This window comes from Kribbella voronezhensis, assembly GCF_004365175.1.
GTDB lineage: Bacteria > Actinomycetota > Actinomycetes > Propionibacteriales > Kribbellaceae > Kribbella > Kribbella voronezhensis.
The window spans coordinates 2,983,403-3,001,459 of record NZ_SOCE01000001.1 but is presented as its reverse complement, the minus strand read 5'-3'; the positions used below and the strand labels follow the sequence as shown (position 1 = coordinate 3,001,459).

Sequence of the window (18,057 nt, the reverse complement as noted above, 5' to 3'; positions counted from 1 at the left end):
TTGCGCTTCAAAACCGTTCTCCCATCAACCGCAGCGTGTCCCGCCGGGGCGTGCGCGTGGGGGCGGTCGCGAGTTCACAGGCGCCCGAACCGATGCTGCACCGGATGATCGCGCCGGCGGTGTTCTCGCCGGTGTCGACAACCATCAGCAGGTGGTCGTCGTCCTCAGCGGTCGCGCCGAGGAAATGCACACCGGTCCACTGCCGCCGTACGGCACCAGATCTGCTGTCGATCGCGGTGGTTGACGGATCGCCTCCCTCGCCGCGGAAGTCCGGCGTGGCGATCACGGTCCGGCCGTCCGGGGTGAACCCGTTCAGCGAGTACTCGCAGGTCCGCCAGAGCTGGCTGCCGGTGGCGAGCTCACGGATCGCCGAGCAGAAGGTCTGGGCGGCACCGGAGATCTGGTCCACGCCGTTCGTACCCTGGAAGTCGACCACGGCCGGAGACCGGAAGGACTTCAGCAGGTCGACCTGGCCGGTCTGCGTATGCCAGACGTTCAGCGTGGATGTCTGTCCGTCGCGATCGGTACTGGCGGCGAAGTACACGGTGTCGCCGACAACAGCCAGCACGGTGGAGGCCCAGTCTTCAGGGCGATCGAGCTTGTTGTCGGTGAAGGCGTTACGCCAGTACACGGCGTTGCCCTGCCGGCTGGTGTGGTCGGCGTTGGTCCGCGCCGTCCCGTACGCCACAGCGTCCTCGTTGACCGAGGTCACCAGGCTCGCAACCGCAGGGGTGCTGCCGGGGAGGATGCCCTGGTCCTTGCTGACCCGGACGAGCTCGGAGCCGCCCATGCCGACTTCGAGGATCACCAGCGCGTCACCGTCGTACCGGACCGCGCGGATGATCTCCTGCCGTCCGGGAACGGTCACGTCCTCGCCGAGGCCGCCCCTGATGGTCCGACCGCTGACATAGGCGACCTGCGGAGGCCGGCCCGTGGGCAGCTTGCCGAGGTCCACCTTGACCGTCGATCTCACCGGTGTGGCGGTCGCAGCGAGCGGCCGGGCAGCAGCGGACGGGGACGCGACAGGCCCCCGGTGAGCAGCAAAGGCCGCACCGCCGGCAACAGCCAGTACTGCGACCGCAGCCACTCCCATGGCCAGCCGGCCGTTCCCCGTTCTCACGTTCGGTCGTCCCATCGGTTGGTCCCCGTGGCGGATACGACGCCGGTCGACGCGGATTTGTTCGTCATGATCCGAGCAGGAGTGAATCGGACGACAACGGAGTGGCCAGCTCGCATTGGCCGGTGCTGATCGTGCAGCGGACGAGTGCCGACCGTGATTGCGGCTCCGGCCGGTCGTGCCACTGCAGCAACACATGGTCGTCGTCCTCGGCAACCGCACCGCGCAGAGAGCCGGCGTCCCACTCGCGCAGCAGGGCGCCGGTCTTGCTGTCCAACGCGGCGGTCAGCTCATCGCCGTACGGCGAACTGCCGGGCGGGATCGCCAGGACGAACCTGTCGGTCGGGCTGAAGCGCGTCAGCTGGTACTGGCAGGTCCGCCAGCTCTGCCGTCCACTGGCGAGATCTGTGACCGCTGTGCACATGCCGCTGTCGTTGAACACCACGAACCCGGCCGCAGCGGTGCCACTGGTCGACACGGCGACCGGAGAAGCGACAGTGGAAACCCTGGTGACTGTCTGCTTGTCCACCTGCCAGCGGTAGAGCTCCCACGGTACGTCGGTCCCGCGTGCCGAGTGGAAGTACACAGACTTGCCGATGACAGCCAGGACCTCCAGGTCGTACACGTGCGGGCGGCTGAGCTGCGCTGTCGGCTTCTTGCCAGGCTCCTGGAAGTAGACGGTGCCGCCGGCCATCGCGTCGGCTGCGAACCTACCGCCCGATGCGTACGCCGCAGCCTGCCCGTCGGCGCTCGTGACCAGCGAGTCGACGCCCGGCACCTGGTTCACCTGCTTGCCTTCGCCGTCGAGGACGACCAGGGACGGGCTGGTCACACTCTTGAGCTGCACGGTCAGCGTGAGGTCCCAGAGCCTCGCGACGGCGACCAGTTCGTTCTTGCCGGGGATCACGACCGCCTGGCCGCCACCGCCCTGCAGGGTCCGGCCACGGACGTACGGGACCTGTGGTTCACGGCCGAGTTGGAGCTTGGCAGCATCGACGGCGAGCTTCTTCGGCGGCGTACTGGTCTGCGGCTTGTTCGAAGCGGCCAGTGGGACCGCGGCGCCTGCACCGGCCTCGGGGTTGCGCCTGGACGCGAGCAGCCCACCGGCGGCCACGGCGGCGACCGCTACCGCGGCTACCACGGCGACCAGCGGCCGGATCCTGCCTGCCACGCGCCCTGTTCCCATCCCCGGTTCAGACGCCGCCAGCGGGCGTTCGGTTGGCTTCTGTCGTCACAGTGCTGTGACAAGGCTGTGACAGCACTGCAGAAATCCGTGACCAAGGGGCGCCGGAACGCAGTACTGGCGACACGGTCGCAGAAGGAATCGAGCATAATGCGCACATGGACCAGCCACCGCGGATCGGCCGGTACTCCCTGGTCCGCCGGGTGGGTGCCGGGGGTTTCGCGACCGTCTGGCTGGCCCGCGACGAGCAGTTGGATGCCGAGGTCGCGGTCAAGATCCTGTCGGACAACTGGATCGACGAGGACGACGTCCGGCGCCGGTTCGTGGCCGAGGGACGCTTCCTGCGCCGGGTCGACTCGCCGCACGTGGTCGGCGTGCACGACATCGGCGAGGCCGACGACGGCCGCCCGTACCTGGTGCTCACCTACGCCGACGGCGGCTCGCTGGCCGACAAGATCAAGGCCGGCCCGCTGGAGATCGCCGACGTGGTCGACATCGTCACCCAGGTCGGCAGCGGGCTGAAGCAGTTGCACGCGCGTGGCGTCCTGCACCGCGACGTGAAGCCGGCGAACGTGCTGTTCCGAACCGACCCCGCCGGAGACCGCGCGATGCTCGGCGACCTCGGGCTCGGCAAGTCACTGGAGACCGTGTCCCAGCTGACCATGCCCGGTGGCACGCCGGCGTACGTGGCTCCCGAGCAGGTCATGGGCGACCGCCTGGACCACCGCGCCGACCTGTACTCCCTGGGCGCCGTCGCGTACGCCGCCTTCACCGGGCAGGCCCCGCACGGTGTGATCAGCCTGGGCGCGGTGATGCGGATCGACGCCCCGCCGCCTTCGATGAGCACGATCCGCGCCGACATCCCGCCGGCGATCGACGCCGTCGTACGCCGTGCGCTGGAACCGGATCGCGACAAGCGCTGGCCCGACCTCGACAGCTTCCTCGACGCTCTGAACGAGGCCCACACCACCGGCAAGATCCCGGCCAACCTGGTCCCGGCAGGTGAGCTGCCGGTCCCGGCCGGACCGGGCGCGATCGACCAGGCGACCGAACTGTCGGACTCGGACCGCCCTACCGTCGCGCCGCTCGCCGGTGGTCTGTCCGAAGCCCAGACCGCCGCTGCTGAGAGCCCGGTGGCCGCAGCGCCTGTGAGGCGCCGGTCCGGTCGTGCCCGGCTGATCGCGGCCCTGCTGGCCGTAGTACTGGCAGGCGGTGGTGGCTACGGGGGCTACCAGCTCGTGATGAGCCGGCCGGTCGAGGTGCACGACAGCAGTGGGCGGCTGACGGTCAAGGTGCCGAGGGACTGGACGCAGAAGTCCAACGGCCCCACCACCGGCGCGAACGCGGCGCTGCTGGTCAGTACGAGCACGTCCGACTGGCAGAAGCAGGCCAAGGTCCCCGGAGTCTTCGCCGGAGTAGTCAACGCGACCACGTTGCCGCCCAACCCGACGCCGCCACAGGGCTGCGGGCCCTCTACCCGGGACGACTCGTCGATCGGCGACAAGAAGGCTGTCACCTTCACCTACTCCTGTACGCCGACGGTCGTCGAGCGCTACATCCAGCTCTCTGACAAAGAGCTGGTCAGGATCCAGGTGCGCGACGACGACCAAGCCGAGCTCCGGAAGGTGCTCGACTCGGTCGAGGTCAAGTAGCTAGGCCAGTGAGGTCAGGGACGACACCGTGGCCTTGTGGATCTTGCTGATCACGTTGAGCGTCGCCGGGTCGCCGCTGTAGAGGTACGAGCCCGACTCGTAGACCTGGTACGCCGTGCCGTTGTACTCCGTGATGCCCTCGGCCATGCTCGGCGCCCGGAAGCAACTCAGGGTGGCCGCGTCGAGATCCTTCTGGCCGCGACGTACGACGTACAGGTTGCTCCGGTTGCCCCTGCCGTACGACGTGGCGTAGATGAAGTGGGTCGCGGTAACCAGGAGTCCCTGCGTCTTCGTCGGGATCTCCCAGGCGCCGGCCACCGTGGTGAGGGTGCCGTCGTCAGCGATCTTGTACTCGTACATCGTGCCGCGACCGGTCTCGTTGAACGAGCCGGACCACACGGAGTCGCCGTAGCTGGTCAGGAAGGAAGCGCCGGCCACTGACCTCGCAGTACCGACCTGTGCCAGGTACGGCGTACCAGCGGCCTTCATTGCGTCGCGCAGCGCAGTGAGGCGGTACTTGCGGATCGTGTTGCTCGTGCCGGCGACGAAGGCCCAGCCCTTGCTGGTGGTGATGCCACCGACGTGTGCCTCGGCGACAGCGACAACTCCGACAGTTGCGCCGGTGGCCGGGTTGATGCCGTAGATGTGCGAATCGGCACCGCTGCGGTAGGACGCCACCAGGATCAGGTTCTGGCCGGAGCCGTCCCAGTTGTACCAAGTACCGGCCCCTTGCGGGGTGTACGAACCGAGCTCAGGGACGGTCATGCTGGAGTTGCTGAACCGGGCGTCGTACTTCACCGACGCGGACGGCCCGTCGTAGAAGGTGCTGCCACCAGTGGTCGCGGTATCGCAACTGATGGCGGCACTGGCAGTGACAGGAGCAGCGACTGCCGCCGTCAGTGCGGTGGCGGTAGTGATGAAGGCAGTAAGAATGGCAAACGGGCGAGGCATGGGCGGGTCCTCTTCAGGTTGGGGCGGAAACCTTCGGCAAGCTCAGCGTAGTCCGGTAATCATTGACGCGCAGGGCCGCCGTACCGTAGGGCGCATGACCGATCTGAAAGCGGCTATCGACCGCGTTCTGCCCAGTGTTCGTGCCGATCTCGAGGATCTCATCAGGATTCCCTCGGTCAGCCTGGACCCGGCCCGCAAGGGCGACGTCCAGCGATCGGCCGAGGCCACCGCCGCCTTGTTCGAGGCCGAGGGCTTCGAGGTGAAGATCGTCCGCGCCGGCGAGGGTGCGCCGGCCGTGATCGCGAAGAAGGCCGCTCCCGAGGGCAAGCCGACCGTGCTGCTCTACGCGCACCACGACGTGCAGCCGACCGGTGCGGTCGAGGAGTGGACGACGGACCCGTTCGTGCCGACCGAGCGGGACGGCCGGCTCTACGCCCGCGGCGCCGCCGACGACAAGGCCGGTATCGCGGCCCACCTCGCCGCAGTACGGGCCTTCGGCAACGATCTTCCGGTCGGCGTGACGGTGTTCGTCGAGGGCGAGGAGGAGATCGGTTCGCCGACCCTGCTGCAACTGCTCGACGAGTACGCCGATGAGCTGGCCTGCGACGCGATCGTGATCGCCGACTCGGGCAACTGGGCGGTCGGCCAGCCGGCGTTGACAGTGTCGCTGCGCGGCCTGGTCGACTGCTACGTCGAAGTACGGACGCTGAAGCACGCAGTGCACTCCGGCCTCTTCGGTGGTGCTGTTCCGGACGCGCTGACCGCGTTGTGCCGGTTGCTGGCGACCCTGCACACAGAGAGCGGCGACGTCGCCGTCGACGGTCTGCATGCTTCCCGTGCGGCGGACCTGGACTACCCCGAGGACCGGTTCAGGGCCGAGTCGAGCGTGCTGGACCAGGTCCGGCTGACCGGATCCGGCTCCCTGGTCGACCGGCTGTGGACCCGGCCGTCGATCTCGGTGCTCGCCATCGATGCGCCGCGGACCGCGGAGGCGAGCAACACGCTGGTGCCGGTCGCCAAGGCCAAGGTCAGCCTCCGTGTCGCGCCCGGCGACGACGCGGTCAAGGCGATGCAGGCCCTGGTCAACCACCTGGAGCAGAACGCTCCCTGGGGTGCCCAGGTCGTTGTCACGGAAGGCGATATCGGCCAGCCCTGCTCGATCAACGCCCGCGGCACGGCGTACGACGCGGCCCGGTCGGCGTTCGCGGCAGCGTGGGGAGTGGAGCCGGTGGACACCGGGATGGGCGGCTCGATCCCGTTCATCGCCGAGTTCCAGCGGGCGTTCCCGCAGGCCGCCGTACTGGTCACCGGGGTCGAGGACCCGGACACCCGGGCCCACGGCATCGACGAAGGCCTGCACCTGGAGGAGTTCGCCAAGGTCTGCCTCGCCGAAGCTCATTTGCTACAGAACCTGGCGTAATCGCTCACAACTTGGCCAAGCCCTCGGTACCGGGGTTTCCGGGTACCCAGGGTTTGGCATAGGTTTCGGCGAGTGAAGATCGCAGTAGTGCGCGAGACCAGACCGGCGGAGCGCCGGGTGGCGCTGGTGCCGGAACAGGTCACCAAACTTGTCCAGCTCGGCTACGAGGTCGCGGTCGAACCCGCGGCCGGTGAGCGCGCGTTGTACTCCGACGACGCCTACCGTGAAGCCGGCGCCGAGGTCGCCTGGGGAGCCGACCACGCCGCGACCGTCGTCGTGTCGGTACAGCCGCTCGAACGCGAACGCCTGCAGCGGCTACATGCCGGTACGGCGTTGATGTCGTTCCTGCCGACGAATCCACCGGACGTGATCCGGGCGGCGACGCGGGCCAAGCTGACCGCCTTCGCGATGGAGCTGATCCCGCGGATCTCGCGGGCCCAGTCGATGGACGCTCTGTCCTCGCAGGCCTTGGTCGCCGGCTACCGCGCGGCCATCATCGCCGCGGAACGGCTGCCCCGGTTCTTCCCACTCAACATGACCGCCGCCGGCACGGTCCCGCCCGCACAGGTGCTCGTCCTGGGTGCCGGCGTCGCAGGCCTGCAGGCGATCGCGACCGCGAAACGCCTTGGCGCAGTGGTGAAGGCGTACGACGTACGCACCGCCGCCGCCGAGGAGATCGCCTCGATGGGAGCCAGCCCGATCGAGCTCGAACTGGGCACGCTGGACGGACCCGGTGGTTACGCACGCGAGATGACCGAGGAGCGCGCGCAGCTCCAGCGCGACCTGCTCGCGCCGTACGTCGCGGGCGCGGATGCCCTGATCACCACGGCCGCCGTGCCGGGCCGCACCGCGCCGATGCTGGTGTCGCGGTCGATGGTCGAGCAGATGAAGCCCGGCTCCGTCGTGGTCGACCTGGCGTCGGAATCCGGCGGCAACGTCGAGGGCTCGGTGGCCGGGACCGAACTGATGATCGGGAACGCCCTGGTCTGGGGCGGCGCGAACGTACCCAGCCAGATGGCCGGCCCGGCCAGCCGCCTCTACGGCCAGAACATCGCGAACCTGATCACGCTGATGACCCGCAACGCCTCCTTCGACCCGGACTTCAATGACGAGATCGTGGCCGGCTGTTGCGTCACACACGACGGCTCGGTCTTGCACGAGCCGACCCGGGAGCTCCTGGAAGGACCGTCCAGATGACCGAGTCCATCGCCCTGCTGACCATCTTCGTGCTGGCCGCGTTCGTCGGCGTCGAGGTGATCAGCAAGGTCTCCTCGACCCTGCACACCCCGCTGATGTCCGGGGCGAACGCGATCCACGGTGTCATCCTGGTCGGCGCGATCATCGTCACCGGCCAGGCCGACTCCGCGCTGGTCGTGATCGTCGGCCTGCTGGCCGTCGTACTGGCCACCGTGAACATGGTCGGCGGTTTCGTCGTCACCGACCGGATGCTGGAGATGTTCCGCGGTCCCGCGGCACGCAAGAAGGAGCTGCACAAGTGATCGCCACCTGGGCCCAGATCGGCTACCTGGTTTCGGCGGTCTGCTTCATCGTCGCCCTGAAGGCGCTGTCGTCACCGCGTACCGCGCGCACCGGCAACCTGCTCGGCGCGGCCGGCGCGGTGCTGGCGGTGCTGATCACCTTCATCGCCTACAAGCCCCACCACCTGGTGCCGATCCTGATCGCGCTGGTGATCGGCGCGGTCGGCGGCGCGATCGGGTCGCGCCGGGTGCAGATGACCCACATGCCCCAGTTGGTGGCCTTGTTCAACGGTGTCGGCGGTGGCGCCGCGGCGCTGGTCGCGCTGATGGAGCTCGGCGAGGTCGAGTCGGGCGAGACGGTCGCGGCGATCGCCACCGCGTTCACCATCGTGGTGGGTGCGATCAGCTTCTCCGGTTCGATCGTCACCTTCGCCAAGTTGCAGGAACTCATGACGACCCGGCCGGTGACCTTCCCGGGTCTGCCGGTGCTGTTCGTGGCCGGCATTCTCGGCGCGATCGCGCTGTCAGGGTGGCTCGTGTCCGACCCGCGGGTGTGGGTCGGCGTACTGCTCTGCCTGGTCGGTCTGGCTGTCGGCGTGATGCTGGTGCTGCCGGTGGGCGGCGCCGACGTACCGATCGTCATCTCGTTGCTGAACGCGTTCACCGGCCTGACGGTGGCGGCGGGCGGTTACGTCCTCGGCAACACGCTGCTGCTGGTGGCCGGCACGCTCGTCGGTGCGGCCGGTACGTTGCTGACGAAGCTGATGGCCGACGCGATGGGCCGGTCGGTCTTCAACATCTTGTTCGGCGCTGTCCGCGGTGGTTCGACTCTCGGTGCCGGGACGGTGTCCGACCGGCCGGTGATCTCGGGTGGGGCTCAGGACGTGGCGATCCTGCTGGCGTACGCGCAACGGGTCATCATCGTCCCGGGGTACGGCCTGGCGGTCGCGCAGGCTCAGCACACCCTGCGCGAGCTGGTCGAGGTACTGCAGGGCCGCGGCGTGAAGGTCGACTACGCGATCCACCCGGTCGCGGGCCGGATGCCGGGCCACATGAACGTCCTGCTCGCCGAAGCACAGGTCCCCTACGACCAGCTCCGCGAGATGGACGAGATCAACCCCGACTTCAAGGCCACCGACGTGGTCCTGGTCGTCGGCGCCAACGACGTCGTCAACCCGGCCGCCCGCAACACCCCGAGCGCCCCGATCTACGGCATGCCCATCCTGAACGCCGACGAGGCCCAGCGCGTGATCTTCCTGAAGCGCTCCATGCGCCCCGGCTTCGCCGGCATCGAGAACGAACTCCTCTACGACCCCCGCACCACCCTCCTCTTCGGCGACGCCAAAGACTCCCTCACCAAACTCCTCGCAGCAGTCAAAACCGTCTAGCCGGAGCACCCTTGAGCGGCGGACCCTGCGGAGTCCGCCGCTTCTCCATGCCCACGGCGCGCCCGCCGCCTGCGGACAGGCCACCCGACCGACCTGGTGCGCGCGAGTGGGCGGCCGGGTGGTGCCAATGCACCATGCGGCCTCTGCCGCTGAGATTCCGGTGGCATTCCGCCCGCCAATGTGAACGATCCGGCCGCTCTGCGGTCTATTCGTCATGCCCGAAAGCCAAGGATGACCGTGTCCGCACGTACGACGTATTCAGCGCGCCCGCTGTCCCGTAGCACCGTCCTGCTTTCGCTGCTGCTGGTCCCGCTCGCCCCCACCGCCACCCAGTACGCCGAACAACTTTCGACCGGCGTCGAAATGGGGCAACGTCAAAGCACTTTTCTGCCGAGATCACAACCCTTTGGCAGCTTCCGGCCAACACAAGCACGGTTGGTGCAGCTGAAGCGGTCCAGTCCGGTAATTCCGTCCCCGCCCACCAGAAGAATTGGTCGCTCATTCCCGGCCCTTACCGCGCCCACCCCCGCTGAGCCGTCCGCACCCCCGCCTGCTCATCAGTTGCCCTCTGCACCAACAGATTCAACAACTCACCCTCTTGTGGCGTGATCTCGCTGTCGGACGCCGGGATGTCGCTGAACACATAGGTGGCGTGCCGCCAGCAATGCTTGAAGAACTGCTTTGCGAGATGGACCACTTGGGTTCTGTGGTGAATTACTGCGCCGGCGTGCTCGTCCTCGGGATCCAATTGCATCGCGACCGACCTGCATACTTCGCACTTTGACGCCGCAGTCGAAATGCCATCGAGCAAATAATTGGCCGGCCTTGGCCGGGACCTGACTGTCGATATAGATATTCCGGATAATCAGGCATCAGGTGGATATTGTCGGCATGAACTGCTGCATCCGCTGGTTGGCGCGTTCGTGGCCGACCAGGATTTCCGTCTCATTGGCCGTCCGCTCCCGCAGCAGGTGGCCCAGTTCCTCCCGGCGTCTTTCCGCCAGCAGCATGAAGCCCCGGTTGGGGTGGATCGCGTACTCCTCGCCCGGGGTCAGACCCAGCCGCGTTTGGCCGCGGCTACTCCCAGTTCGAAGCGGGAGGTGGCGTCGAGGCGCTCGGAGAGGTTGGCGGTGATGCGGCGCGCGGTGCGGAGCGAGATGCCCAGGAGGCGGGCCACCTGCTCGTCTTTGGCGCCGCCGGCGAGGAGCCGTAGTACCTCGGCCTCGTGGGGCGTGAGAGGGGAGTTGTCCTCGCGGTCTTCTGGGGCGAACAGCTCTGTGGCGCGGGACCAGTAGGCGTCGAAGAGGGCGATCGCCACGGCGAGGACGGATGGGCTGCGGTGGATCACCGCGCCCGCGCTCTCGACCTCGGGATTGAGCGGCATGACCGCGATCTCCCGGTCGATGATCAGCAGTCGCATCGGCAGGGTGGGAGTGGCGCGAACCTCGCCGCCCAGCTTGTACATGTACGCGGCGAACTCGAGGCCGGCCTTCGAGACGGTCATGCTCTGCAGATAGAGGCTCCGCATCCTGATCCCACGCTCGAGCAGTGGAATGTCAGGCGACTCCTCGGCGGGCGCGACGATGTCGTCCACGTGGCCCGGGATGAGACCCCAGAAGGACTCGCGAGCCTTCGAGCCGAGTTCCTCGATCCGACGTGAGGCGTTGGCGCGACCGCGCAGTACTTCGACGTCGCCGCTGGTCCGGGAGGTCAGCAGTTCGTTGTACTGCTCGGCCATGATCTCGGCCGAAGCCTCTGCCTGGCTGAGTTCACCCATCAACTGGTTGAGCTCGCTGCGGCGGCGCTCGACCAGACCACTGAGTCCGACCCGCGGGTGGACGGCGTGCTCGATGGTCGGATTGGTCCAGGTCGGAACCAGAAGATCGAGTTTCCGGAGCCGGTCCATCCGGAGATGAACCTCTTCGACCGCACAATTCAGTAGTGCGGCAATCTGCTCGGGCGTACTGTCGGGTTCTCTCAGAAGGGCGTGGTAGACCGCGAAGGTGGCTTCGTCCACACCTAACGGCTCCAGCACTATCTACACCCTTCCAACGCTCGTTTGGAACCGACCATATACAGGGTGCGTCGATTTAGCGCGCTCAACAGGACGTTTCGGATTATTTCGAAAGGACGTGCCGTGATCAAGAGGTTTCTCACCGTAGCGGCGGCGGCGGGGTTGTTGGCCGGACTGTTCGTCGGTGCTCCGGGGACGGCGACGGCCGGTGACAAGCCTGGCGGACTGTGCACTGTCTGCTGGCAGATGTAGGTCCCGTAGACTGTGCGGCGTGGCTCGTGGCGATGGTCGGCTCACTCATGATCTTGACCCGCAGGACCTAGGACCTCAGGACGCTTGTGGCGTCTTCGGGGTCTGGGCTCCGGGGGAAGAGGTTGCCAAACTCACCTATTTCGGGCTCTACGCTCTGCAGCACCGGGGGCAGGAGTCGGCTGGCATCGCGGTCAGCAACGGGACCCAGATTCTGGTCTACAAGGACATGGGTCTGGTCAGTCAGGCGTTCGACGAGGCGACCCTGGCGTCGCTGCGGGGGTACATCTCCGTCGGCCACTGCCGGTACTCGACGACCGGCTCCAGTGTCTGGGCGAACGCCCAGCCCACCTTCCGGTCGACCGCGACCGGGTCGATCGCGCTCGGGCACAACGGCAACCTCACCAACACCGGTGAGCTGGCCGCGACCCTGGGCGGCACCGATCCGCTCGATCTCGGGCTGGACCTGGAGGTCGAGCACGCGAAGGCGAACGCCAAGCACGGCGCGTCCTCCGACACCGACATCCTCACCTCGATGCTCGCCGGGTACCCGGACCTGACCATCGAGCAGGCCGCCGCGAAGGTGCTCCCCAAGGTCAAGGGCGCGTACAGCCTCGTCTTCATGGACGAGACCACCCTGTACGGCGCACGCGATCCGCAGGGGATCCGCCCGCTGGTACTCGGCCGGCTCGAGCGCGGCTGGGTGATCGCCAGCGAGACCGCGGCCCTCGACATCGTCGGCGCGAGCTTCATCCGGGAGGTCGAGCCGGGTGAGATCGTCGCGATCGACGAGGACGGCCTCCGCTCGACCCGGTTCGCCGAGGCGGACCCCAAGGGCTGCCTGTTCGAGTTCGTGTACCTCGCCCGCCCGGACACCCAGATCTCCGGCCAGCGGATCCACTCGACCCGCGTCGAGGTCGGCCGCCAACTGGCCCGCGAGCACCCGGTCGAGGCGGACCTCGTCATCGCGACCCCGGAGTCCGGTACGCCGGGCGCCATCGGGTACGCCGAGGAGTCCGGCATCCCGTACGGCTCGGGCCTGGTCAAGAACGCCTACGTCGGCCGCACCTTCATCCAGCCCAGCCAGACCATCCGCCAGTTGGGTATCCGGCTGAAGCTGAACCCGCTGCGCGAGGTGATCGAGGGCAAGCGCCTGGTCGTGGTGGACGACTCGATCGTCCGCGGCAACACCCAGCGCGCGGTGATCCGGATGCTGCGCGAGTCGGGCGCGGCCGAGATCCACGTCCGGATCTCGTCGCCGCCGGTGAAGTGGCCGTGTTTCTACGGCATCGACTTCGCCAGCCGCGCGGAACTGATCGCGAACGGCCTGAACACCGAGGAGATCTGCCGTTCGATCGGCGCGGACTCGCTCGGCTACGTCAGCCTGGACGGCCTGATCGAGGCCACCTCGGTCGGCAAGGACAAGCTCTGCCGGGCCTGCTTCGACGGTGTCTACCCGATCGCGCTGCCCGAACCGGAGCACCTCGGCAAGCACCTGCTCGAACTGCCGGTCGCCACCGACGTCGACGGTCTGGCCACGGTGGCCGGCGGTGCCGGCGCCGCGGACGCCCTGTCCCGGCCCTGACCCAGGCCGCCAGAACAGGCCATCAGAACAGGGCGCCAGAACAGGCCGATCAGAACAAGGCCCTGAGAACAAGGAGAACAACGTGTCCGAGGGCGCCAGTTACGCCGCCGCGGGGGTCGACATCGAGGCCGGTGACCGGGCCGTCGAACTGATGAAGGAGTGGGTCGCGAAGGCGACCCGTCCCGAGGTGGTCGGCGGGCTCGGCGGATTCGCCGGCCTGTTCGACGCGAGCGCCCTGACGGCGTACCGGCGGCCGTTGCTGGCGACCTCGACGGACGGGGTCGGGACCAAGGTCGCGATCGCGCAGAAGCTGGACCGGCACGACACGATCGGCTTCGACCTGGTCGGCATGGTCGTGGACGACCTGGTCGTGTGCGGCGCGGAGCCGCTGTTCATGACCGACTACATCTGCACCGGCAAGGTGGTGCCGGAGACGATCGCGCAGATCGTGAAGGGCATCGCCGAGGCGTGCGTGGAAGCCGGTACGGCGCTCGTCGGCGGGGAGACGGCCGAGCACCCCGGCCTGCTCGAAGCCGACGAGTACGACGTGGCCGGCGCGGCCACCGGAGTCGTCGAGGCCGACGAGGTGATCGGCGCGGACCGGGTTCGCGCCGGTGACGTCGTGGTGGCGATGGCCTCGTCGGGTCTGCACTCGAACGGGTACTCCCTGGTCCGGCACGTCTTCTTCGACCGCGCCGGCTGGCAGCTCGACCGGGAGGTCCCCGAACTCGGTGGCACCCTCGGGGACACCCTGCTGACGCCGACCAAGGTCTACGCCAAGCACTGCCTGGAGCTGATCCGGGAGCTGAACGCCGACGAGAAGCCGCTGCACGCGATGTCGCACATCACCGGTGGCGGCTTCGCGGCGAACCTGGCCCGGGTGATCCCCGCCGAGTTCGCGGTCCGGATCGACCGGTCCACCTGGACGCCGGCGCCGATCTTCGGCCTGGTCGGTCAGCTCGGTGACGTACCACTGCTGGAGCTCGAGAAGACCCTGAACATGGGCGTCGGGATGGTCGCGGTGCTCGACCCGGCCGCCGCGGACCGGGCGATCGCCGTACTGGCTGAGCGGGACATCCCCGCCTGGGTGTGCGGCGAGGTCAGCGCTGCCGACGGCACCTCCGGTGTCGAACTCCAAGGTGACTACGCCCGCTGAGCAAGGCCCGCTGAGGCAACCAGCCGACGACAATCCGACTGCGTCAACCAGTCCGCGAGATCCGGAGAACCCCGCGAGGCGTTCTCCGGATCACACGGTGAGCAGGGCAGCACGAACCGCGATCTGTGTGCTGAAGCACGATCTCCCGACTCGGGACACCGCCCTGGGTAGAACTACGTCGGTCAAGCACAGGAGACCTGCCCGGCGCTCAAGGCGCTGGGCAGGTCATCCGAGCTGAAATGCTGCCTTACCGACGGGGGTGGTAGTCGTCGGCGTCATCGCCGACGTCTGCGTCGTTGTCGCCGTTCGCAGATCCGTTACCGCTCTGCTCGCCGCCGGACAGCTCTTTCTTGAGCTGCTCCAAGTCGGTCTCCCAGGTGCGGTATTTCAGGTCGCGTGCGACCTTCGTCTGCTTGGCCTTTGCACGGCCGCGCCCCATAGCGTCGACCCCCTCGCACAAGTCAACCGGGTACGCAGCTGGGCGCCCACGGATCAGTCGTCAGTAATCGTGGTTCTAGGTTACCCGGAGCCGGTGTCCGACACACGCACCGCCCCCTGGCTGGACCCCCGAACAGGCCCGGTGACCGGCCGGAAGGCCTGGCCGATCCCCTCAAACCGGCCAGGCCTTCCGCGTCTTGAGCGTCGAACCGAGGACCTACTTCACCTCGCGACGTGAGCTTGCCCACAGTCCGGCGATGGTCGGCAGCACGATCCAGACGCCGATCGCGGTGAGCGTCTCGGGCAGCATCCCGTGCAGATCGCGCTCGGCGATCCGGCCGAAGGCGCCGAACACGTCCAGCCAGTTCGCGTTGTCCTTGAACAGCGCCGGCCCGGCCAGTGCCCAGGCCGTCGGGGCGATGAAGAAGACCAGGATCGCGACGGCGGTCTGGGCGATCACCGCACCGAAAGCGGCACCCATCACGACGTTCAACGCGGTGGTCAGGTAGGCACCGGCCAGCGAGCCGCCCAGTCCGGCGTACGACGATCCGTTGCCGCCGGTGGCGCCGCCGATCGCAGTGGCGGCCATCGCGAGCACCGTGGTCGCGGTCAGTACGACGATGCTCAGCACGATCGCGGAAACGAACTTGGCCAGCTGGACCCGGACCCGGCGCGGCGACAGCGTGAAGGTGGTCAACGCGGTGCGCTGGGTCCACTCACTCGTCATCGCCATCACACCGATCACCGGCAGCAGCAGTTGGACGCCTGTCGATGCGGCAGCCAGGTAGCTGTCGAAGTGCTGCCGGCCCGCGTCCATGTGGGTGAGCTGCCAGGTGAGCGCAGCCACGGCCAGCGCAAGGATGGCGAGGATCAGCACCCGGCCGCTGCGGGTGTCCAGGGACTTCCGCAGCTCGGTGACGACCAGCCGGAGGAAGGACTGCCCCCGTGCGGGCGGCAGTGAGGTGGCAACGGCGCGGTGCTTCCCAGCGACCGCGGCCGACGTGGTGGGTGGGGAGGCGATTTCGGTGACAGCCATGGTGGTGAACTCCAGAAGTTTCGAGTGGTCAGGCGGCAACGGCAGTGGCGGTCGGGCTGGTCAGCTGGAAGAAGAGCTCTTCCAGACCGGCGCCGTCGCTCTCGCGCAGTTCAAGGAGGATCTGGCCGGCAGCGGCGGCAGCGCGGCCGACCTGCTCAGCAGTGGCGTCGACCCGGAGTGCTCCGTCGTGCAGCGGCTCCAGGGAGAGACCGGCGGCGGTCAGGGCCTGGTTCAGCGCGACCGGGTCGAGACCGCGGACCAGCGTGCCGCTCCCAGCGAGCAGTTCGTCCAGTGAGCCGTTGGCGACGATGCGGCCGCCTCCGATGACGACCAGCCGGTCCACGGTCGCCTGCACCTCGCCCAGCAAGTGGCTGGACAGAATCACTGTGCCGCCGCGGTTCGCGAAGTCCTGCAGCAAGCCACGCATCCAGCGAATGCCTTCCGGGTCCATCCCGTTGGCAGGCTCGTCCAGGATCAGTACTGCGGGGTCGCCGAGCAGCGCGCTCGCGATACCGAGCCGCTGCCGCATCCCCAGCGAGTACTGGCCGACCCGGCGCTTCGCGGCCGAGCTGAGCCCAACGGCTTCGAGCATCTCGTCCGCACGGCCCTTCGGTACGCCGAGCAGGCTCGCGTTGAGCTGCAGGGTCTCCCGGCCGGTGCGGCCCGGGTGCTGGGCGGCAGCGTCGAGCATGACGCCGACGACGCGGCCCGGGTTCGGCAACTCGACGTACCGCTTGCCGGTGATCGTCGCGCGGCCGGAGGTCGGCGGCGTGAGTCCCGTCAGCATGCGCAGCGTGGTGGACTTGCCGGCCCCGTTCGGGCCGAGAAATCCGGTGATGCTGCCGGGCTCGACAGTGAAGGAGACATCCTGCACGGCGGTGGTGTTGCCGTAGCGCTTGCTGAGGTTCTCGACGGTGATCATGGGGGCAACTCTTCCGTCCGGAGCCCCCTGCCCACATCGACCGAGCGTCTCGACCGGCCCCCTACGAAAGTCGTCGGGGATCCACCCTGACCCCCACCGGAGGAGGGAGACGGATCGCTCCCGAAGGTGGACGTGGACATCTACGCTGCGCGACTACGCTGACGCAATGCAATGGTTGCGGCGCTGGTACGGCTGGTTCGTCCAGCGCGCCCCGCGCATCCGTGACCTGATGTACATCGGCTTCAGCCTGATCACGATCGTCGCCCAGGCAGCGTCCGGGACCACCCGGGGTGGCTGGCAGGCGCGGGACTGGTTCGTGCTCGGCCTCGGAATCGCCGCCTCGCTGGCCCTGTGGTGGCGTCGTCGCTTCCCCGTCACCGTCACCGTCGTTGCCATCCTGGCGCTGCTGGGCGGTCAGATCTTCGTCCCGATGGGACTGGCCCTGCTGACGCTGGCGGTTCGCCGCCGTGACCTGATGCTGGCCGCGCTCAGCCTGGCGGCGTACGTCGCGTATGTCGCCAGTGCCTGGTCCGACCGGACCAGCGATCCGTACGTACTGCTCTTCACTGGACCGTTCCTGATCGGGACCTGGGTCGCGGTCGGCGCCTACATCGGCGCCCGGCGCGATCTGATGGTGTCGCTGCGGGACCGGGCCGAGCGAGCCGAGGCGGAGCGCGAACTCCGCGCGGACCAGGCCCGGCTGGGTGAGCGGGCCCGGATCGCCCAGGAGATGCACGACGTCCTGGCGCACAAGGTGTCGCTGATCGCCTTGCACGCCGGCGGCCTCGAGGTGAACCCGGCGGTCGGCCCGGAGAAGGTGGAGAGCTCGGCAGGCCTGATCCGCGAGACCGCCCGGCAGGCGATGGAGGACCTGCGCGAAGTTCTCGGCGTACTGCGGACAGATCTCAGCGCGGCCGGTGCGGACCTGGCCCCAGTACCGCAAGCGCTCGACCTGGCCCGGTTGGTGGAGGCCTCCCGGGCGGCCGGGGTGAACGTGTCGAGCGAGCTGGTCCTGCCGGACGACGTACCGGCTTCGGTGGGTCGGACGGTCTACCGGATCGTGCAGGAGGGGCTGACCAATGTGCACAAGCACGCCCGGGGAGTCTCGACCGAAGTAGTGGTGCAGGGCGCGCCGGGGACTGGCGTGACAGTCCGGGTGACGAACGTCCGGCCGGTGGCGGCGGATTCCTTGTTACCCGGCGCGGGTGCGGGACTGGTCGGGCTGCGGGAGCGGGTCAGCCTGTCGGGCGGAAGTATTTCGGCCGGACCGACCGCGGAAGGCGGCTGGCGGGTCGAGGCGTGGCTGCCGTGGTCCGAGAAGGACCCGGCCAGACCCGCCCGGACCGACGACAGCGGCGCCACCGACAAGACCGGCGCCACCGACAAGACCGGCGCCACCGACAAGACCGGCGCCACCGACAAGACCGGCGCCACCGACAAGACCGGCGCCACCGACAAGACCGGCGCC

General features: G+C 68.3%; 18 protein-coding genes. 9 read left to right on the top strand and 9 right to left on the bottom strand.

The window, feature by feature from the left end; all coding sequences use genetic code 11:
• Positions 1 to 7: 7 nt before the first annotated feature.
• Both EV138_RS13735 and EV138_RS13730 read right to left on the bottom strand, forming a co-directional pair.
• Entirely contained in the window at positions 8 to 1,135 is a 1,128-nt protein-coding gene (locus tag EV138_RS13735) for a hypothetical protein (protein WP_133979279.1), read from the bottom strand.
• A 49-nt stretch (positions 1,136 to 1,184) separates the two neighbouring features.
• A complete protein-coding gene (locus EV138_RS13730) occupies positions 1,185 to 2,288 on the bottom strand; it encodes a hypothetical protein (protein ID WP_133979276.1) in 1,104 nt (367 codons plus the stop codon).
• Positions 2,289 to 2,458: 170 nt separating this feature from the next.
• Here EV138_RS13730 and EV138_RS13725 point away from each other — a divergent pair, with 170 nt between their 5' ends.
• Positions 2,459 to 3,952, top strand: coding sequence for a serine/threonine-protein kinase (locus EV138_RS13725; RefSeq protein ID WP_133979274.1), 1,494 nt, complete (start codon positions 2,459 to 2,461; stop codon positions 3,950 to 3,952).
• On the opposite strand, the gene EV138_RS13720 is transcribed toward EV138_RS13725, so the two are convergent.
• Entirely contained in the window at positions 3,953 to 4,903 is a 951-nt protein-coding gene (locus tag EV138_RS13720) for a hypothetical protein (RefSeq protein WP_133979272.1), read from the bottom strand.
• A 94-nt stretch (positions 4,904 to 4,997) separates the two neighbouring features.
• On the opposite strand from EV138_RS13720, the gene EV138_RS13715 reads away from it, so the two are divergent.
• The 4 genes from EV138_RS13715 to EV138_RS13700 all read left to right on the top strand — a co-directional run bounded on the left by EV138_RS13715 (position 4,998) and on the right by EV138_RS13700 (position 9,189).
• Positions 4,998 to 6,323: a dipeptidase gene (locus EV138_RS13715; RefSeq protein ID WP_133979269.1), complete on the top strand. Its 1,326-nt coding sequence runs from the start codon at positions 4,998 to 5,000 to the stop codon at positions 6,321 to 6,323.
• Between the two features lie 72 nt (positions 6,324 to 6,395).
• Entirely contained in the window at positions 6,396 to 7,520 is a 1,125-nt protein-coding gene (locus EV138_RS13710; protein ID WP_133979267.1) for an NAD(P) transhydrogenase subunit alpha, read from the top strand.
• Entirely contained in the window at positions 7,517 to 7,822 is a 306-nt protein-coding gene (locus EV138_RS13705; RefSeq protein ID WP_112241273.1) for an NAD(P) transhydrogenase subunit alpha part 2, read from the top strand. The genes EV138_RS13710 and EV138_RS13705 overlap by 4 nt, the downstream gene beginning before the upstream one ends.
• On the top strand, positions 7,819 to 9,189 hold the full coding sequence (locus EV138_RS13700) for an NAD(P)(+) transhydrogenase (Re/Si-specific) subunit beta (protein ID WP_133979265.1): 1,371 nt from the start codon (positions 7,819 to 7,821) through the stop codon (positions 9,187 to 9,189). Before EV138_RS13705 ends, EV138_RS13700 begins: the two co-directional genes overlap by 4 nt.
• Positions 9,190 to 9,700: 511 nt before the next feature.
• On the opposite strand, the gene EV138_RS13695 is transcribed toward EV138_RS13700, so the two are convergent.
• From EV138_RS13695 to EV138_RS13690, 3 genes are all read right to left on the bottom strand, one after another.
• The gene (locus EV138_RS13695; RefSeq protein ID WP_166678583.1) at positions 9,701 to 9,886 is read right to left on the bottom strand and encodes a hypothetical protein; all 186 of its coding nucleotides are present in this window, start codon (positions 9,884 to 9,886) and stop codon (positions 9,701 to 9,703) included.
• A 175-nt stretch (positions 9,887 to 10,061) separates the two neighbouring features.
• Complete coding sequence (locus EV138_RS37260) at positions 10,062 to 10,199, bottom strand: hypothetical protein (protein ID WP_166678582.1); 138 nt, start codon at positions 10,197 to 10,199, stop codon at positions 10,062 to 10,064.
• Positions 10,200 to 10,240: 41 nt separating this feature from the next.
• Positions 10,241 to 11,224, bottom strand: coding sequence for a helix-turn-helix transcriptional regulator (locus tag EV138_RS13690; RefSeq protein ID WP_238158117.1), 984 nt, complete (start codon positions 11,222 to 11,224; stop codon positions 10,241 to 10,243).
• 102 nt (positions 11,225 to 11,326) lie between these two features.
• Between EV138_RS13690 and EV138_RS38390 the strand changes: the two genes are divergently transcribed.
• The 3 genes from EV138_RS38390 to purM all read left to right on the top strand — a co-directional run bounded on the left by EV138_RS38390 (position 11,327) and on the right by purM (position 14,193).
• On the top strand, positions 11,327 to 11,455 hold the full coding sequence (locus tag EV138_RS38390; protein WP_255513685.1) for a hypothetical protein: 129 nt from the start codon (positions 11,327 to 11,329) through the stop codon (positions 11,453 to 11,455).
• Between the two features lie 19 nt (positions 11,456 to 11,474).
• Positions 11,475 to 13,037 (top strand): amidophosphoribosyltransferase, encoded by a 1,563-nt coding sequence (gene purF, locus EV138_RS13685; protein ID WP_133979259.1) that lies wholly within the window; start codon positions 11,475 to 11,477, stop codon positions 13,035 to 13,037.
• A gap of 82 nt (positions 13,038 to 13,119) precedes the next feature.
• A complete protein-coding gene (purM, locus tag EV138_RS13680; protein ID WP_133979257.1) occupies positions 13,120 to 14,193 on the top strand; it encodes a phosphoribosylformylglycinamidine cyclo-ligase in 1,074 nt (357 codons plus the stop codon).
• Positions 14,194 to 14,440: 247 nt separating this feature from the next.
• On the opposite strand, the gene EV138_RS13675 is transcribed toward purM, so the two are convergent.
• The 3 genes from EV138_RS13675 to EV138_RS13665 all read right to left on the bottom strand — a co-directional run bounded on the left by EV138_RS13675 (position 14,441) and on the right by EV138_RS13665 (position 16,589).
• Positions 14,441 to 14,632 carry a DUF3073 domain-containing protein gene (locus EV138_RS13675; RefSeq protein WP_112241259.1) on the bottom strand — a complete coding sequence of 64 codons (192 nt, stop codon included), beginning with the start codon at positions 14,630 to 14,632 and terminating at the stop codon, positions 14,441 to 14,443.
• Between the two features lie 216 nt (positions 14,633 to 14,848).
• On the bottom strand, positions 14,849 to 15,667 hold the full coding sequence (locus tag EV138_RS13670; RefSeq protein ID WP_133979255.1) for an ABC transporter permease: 819 nt from the start codon (positions 15,665 to 15,667) through the stop codon (positions 14,849 to 14,851).
• A gap of 28 nt (positions 15,668 to 15,695) precedes the next feature.
• Positions 15,696 to 16,589, bottom strand: a complete 894-nt coding sequence (locus EV138_RS13665; RefSeq protein ID WP_133979253.1) for an ABC transporter ATP-binding protein — start codon at positions 16,587 to 16,589, stop codon at positions 15,696 to 15,698.
• 166 nt (positions 16,590 to 16,755) lie between these two features.
• On the opposite strand from EV138_RS13665, the gene EV138_RS13660 reads away from it, so the two are divergent.
• On the top strand, positions 16,756 to 18,057 hold a 1,302-nt coding region (locus tag EV138_RS13660; RefSeq protein ID WP_133981890.1), incomplete at its 3' end, for a sensor histidine kinase.

Excerpts from the sequence above, each read along its gene's own strand:
- EV138_RS13735 (WP_133979279.1), bottom strand. The coding sequence starts at position 1,135 with ATGGGACGACCGAACGTGAGAACGGGGAACGGCCGGCTGGCCATGGGA.
- EV138_RS13725 (WP_133979274.1), top strand. The coding sequence starts at position 2,459 with ATGGACCAGCCACCGCGGATCGGCCGGTACTCCCTGGTCCGCCGGGTG.
- EV138_RS13720 (WP_133979272.1), bottom strand. The coding sequence starts at position 4,903 with ATGCCTCGCCCGTTTGCCATTCTTACTGCCTTCATCACTACCGCCACC.
- EV138_RS13715 (WP_133979269.1), top strand. The coding sequence starts at position 4,998 with ATGACCGATCTGAAAGCGGCTATCGACCGCGTTCTGCCCAGTGTTCGT.
- EV138_RS13705 (WP_112241273.1), top strand. The coding sequence starts at position 7,517 with ATGACCGAGTCCATCGCCCTGCTGACCATCTTCGTGCTGGCCGCGTTC.
- EV138_RS37260 (WP_166678582.1), bottom strand. The coding sequence starts at position 10,199 with ATGCTGCTGGCGGAAAGACGCCGGGAGGAACTGGGCCACCTGCTGCGG.
- EV138_RS13675 (WP_112241259.1), bottom strand. The coding sequence starts at position 14,632 with ATGGGGCGCGGCCGTGCAAAGGCCAAGCAGACGAAGGTCGCACGCGAC.
- EV138_RS13670 (WP_133979255.1), bottom strand. The coding sequence starts at position 15,667 with ATGGCTGTCACCGAAATCGCCTCCCCACCCACCACGTCGGCCGCGGTC.
- EV138_RS13665 (WP_133979253.1), bottom strand. The coding sequence starts at position 16,589 with ATGATCACCGTCGAGAACCTCAGCAAGCGCTACGGCAACACCACCGCC.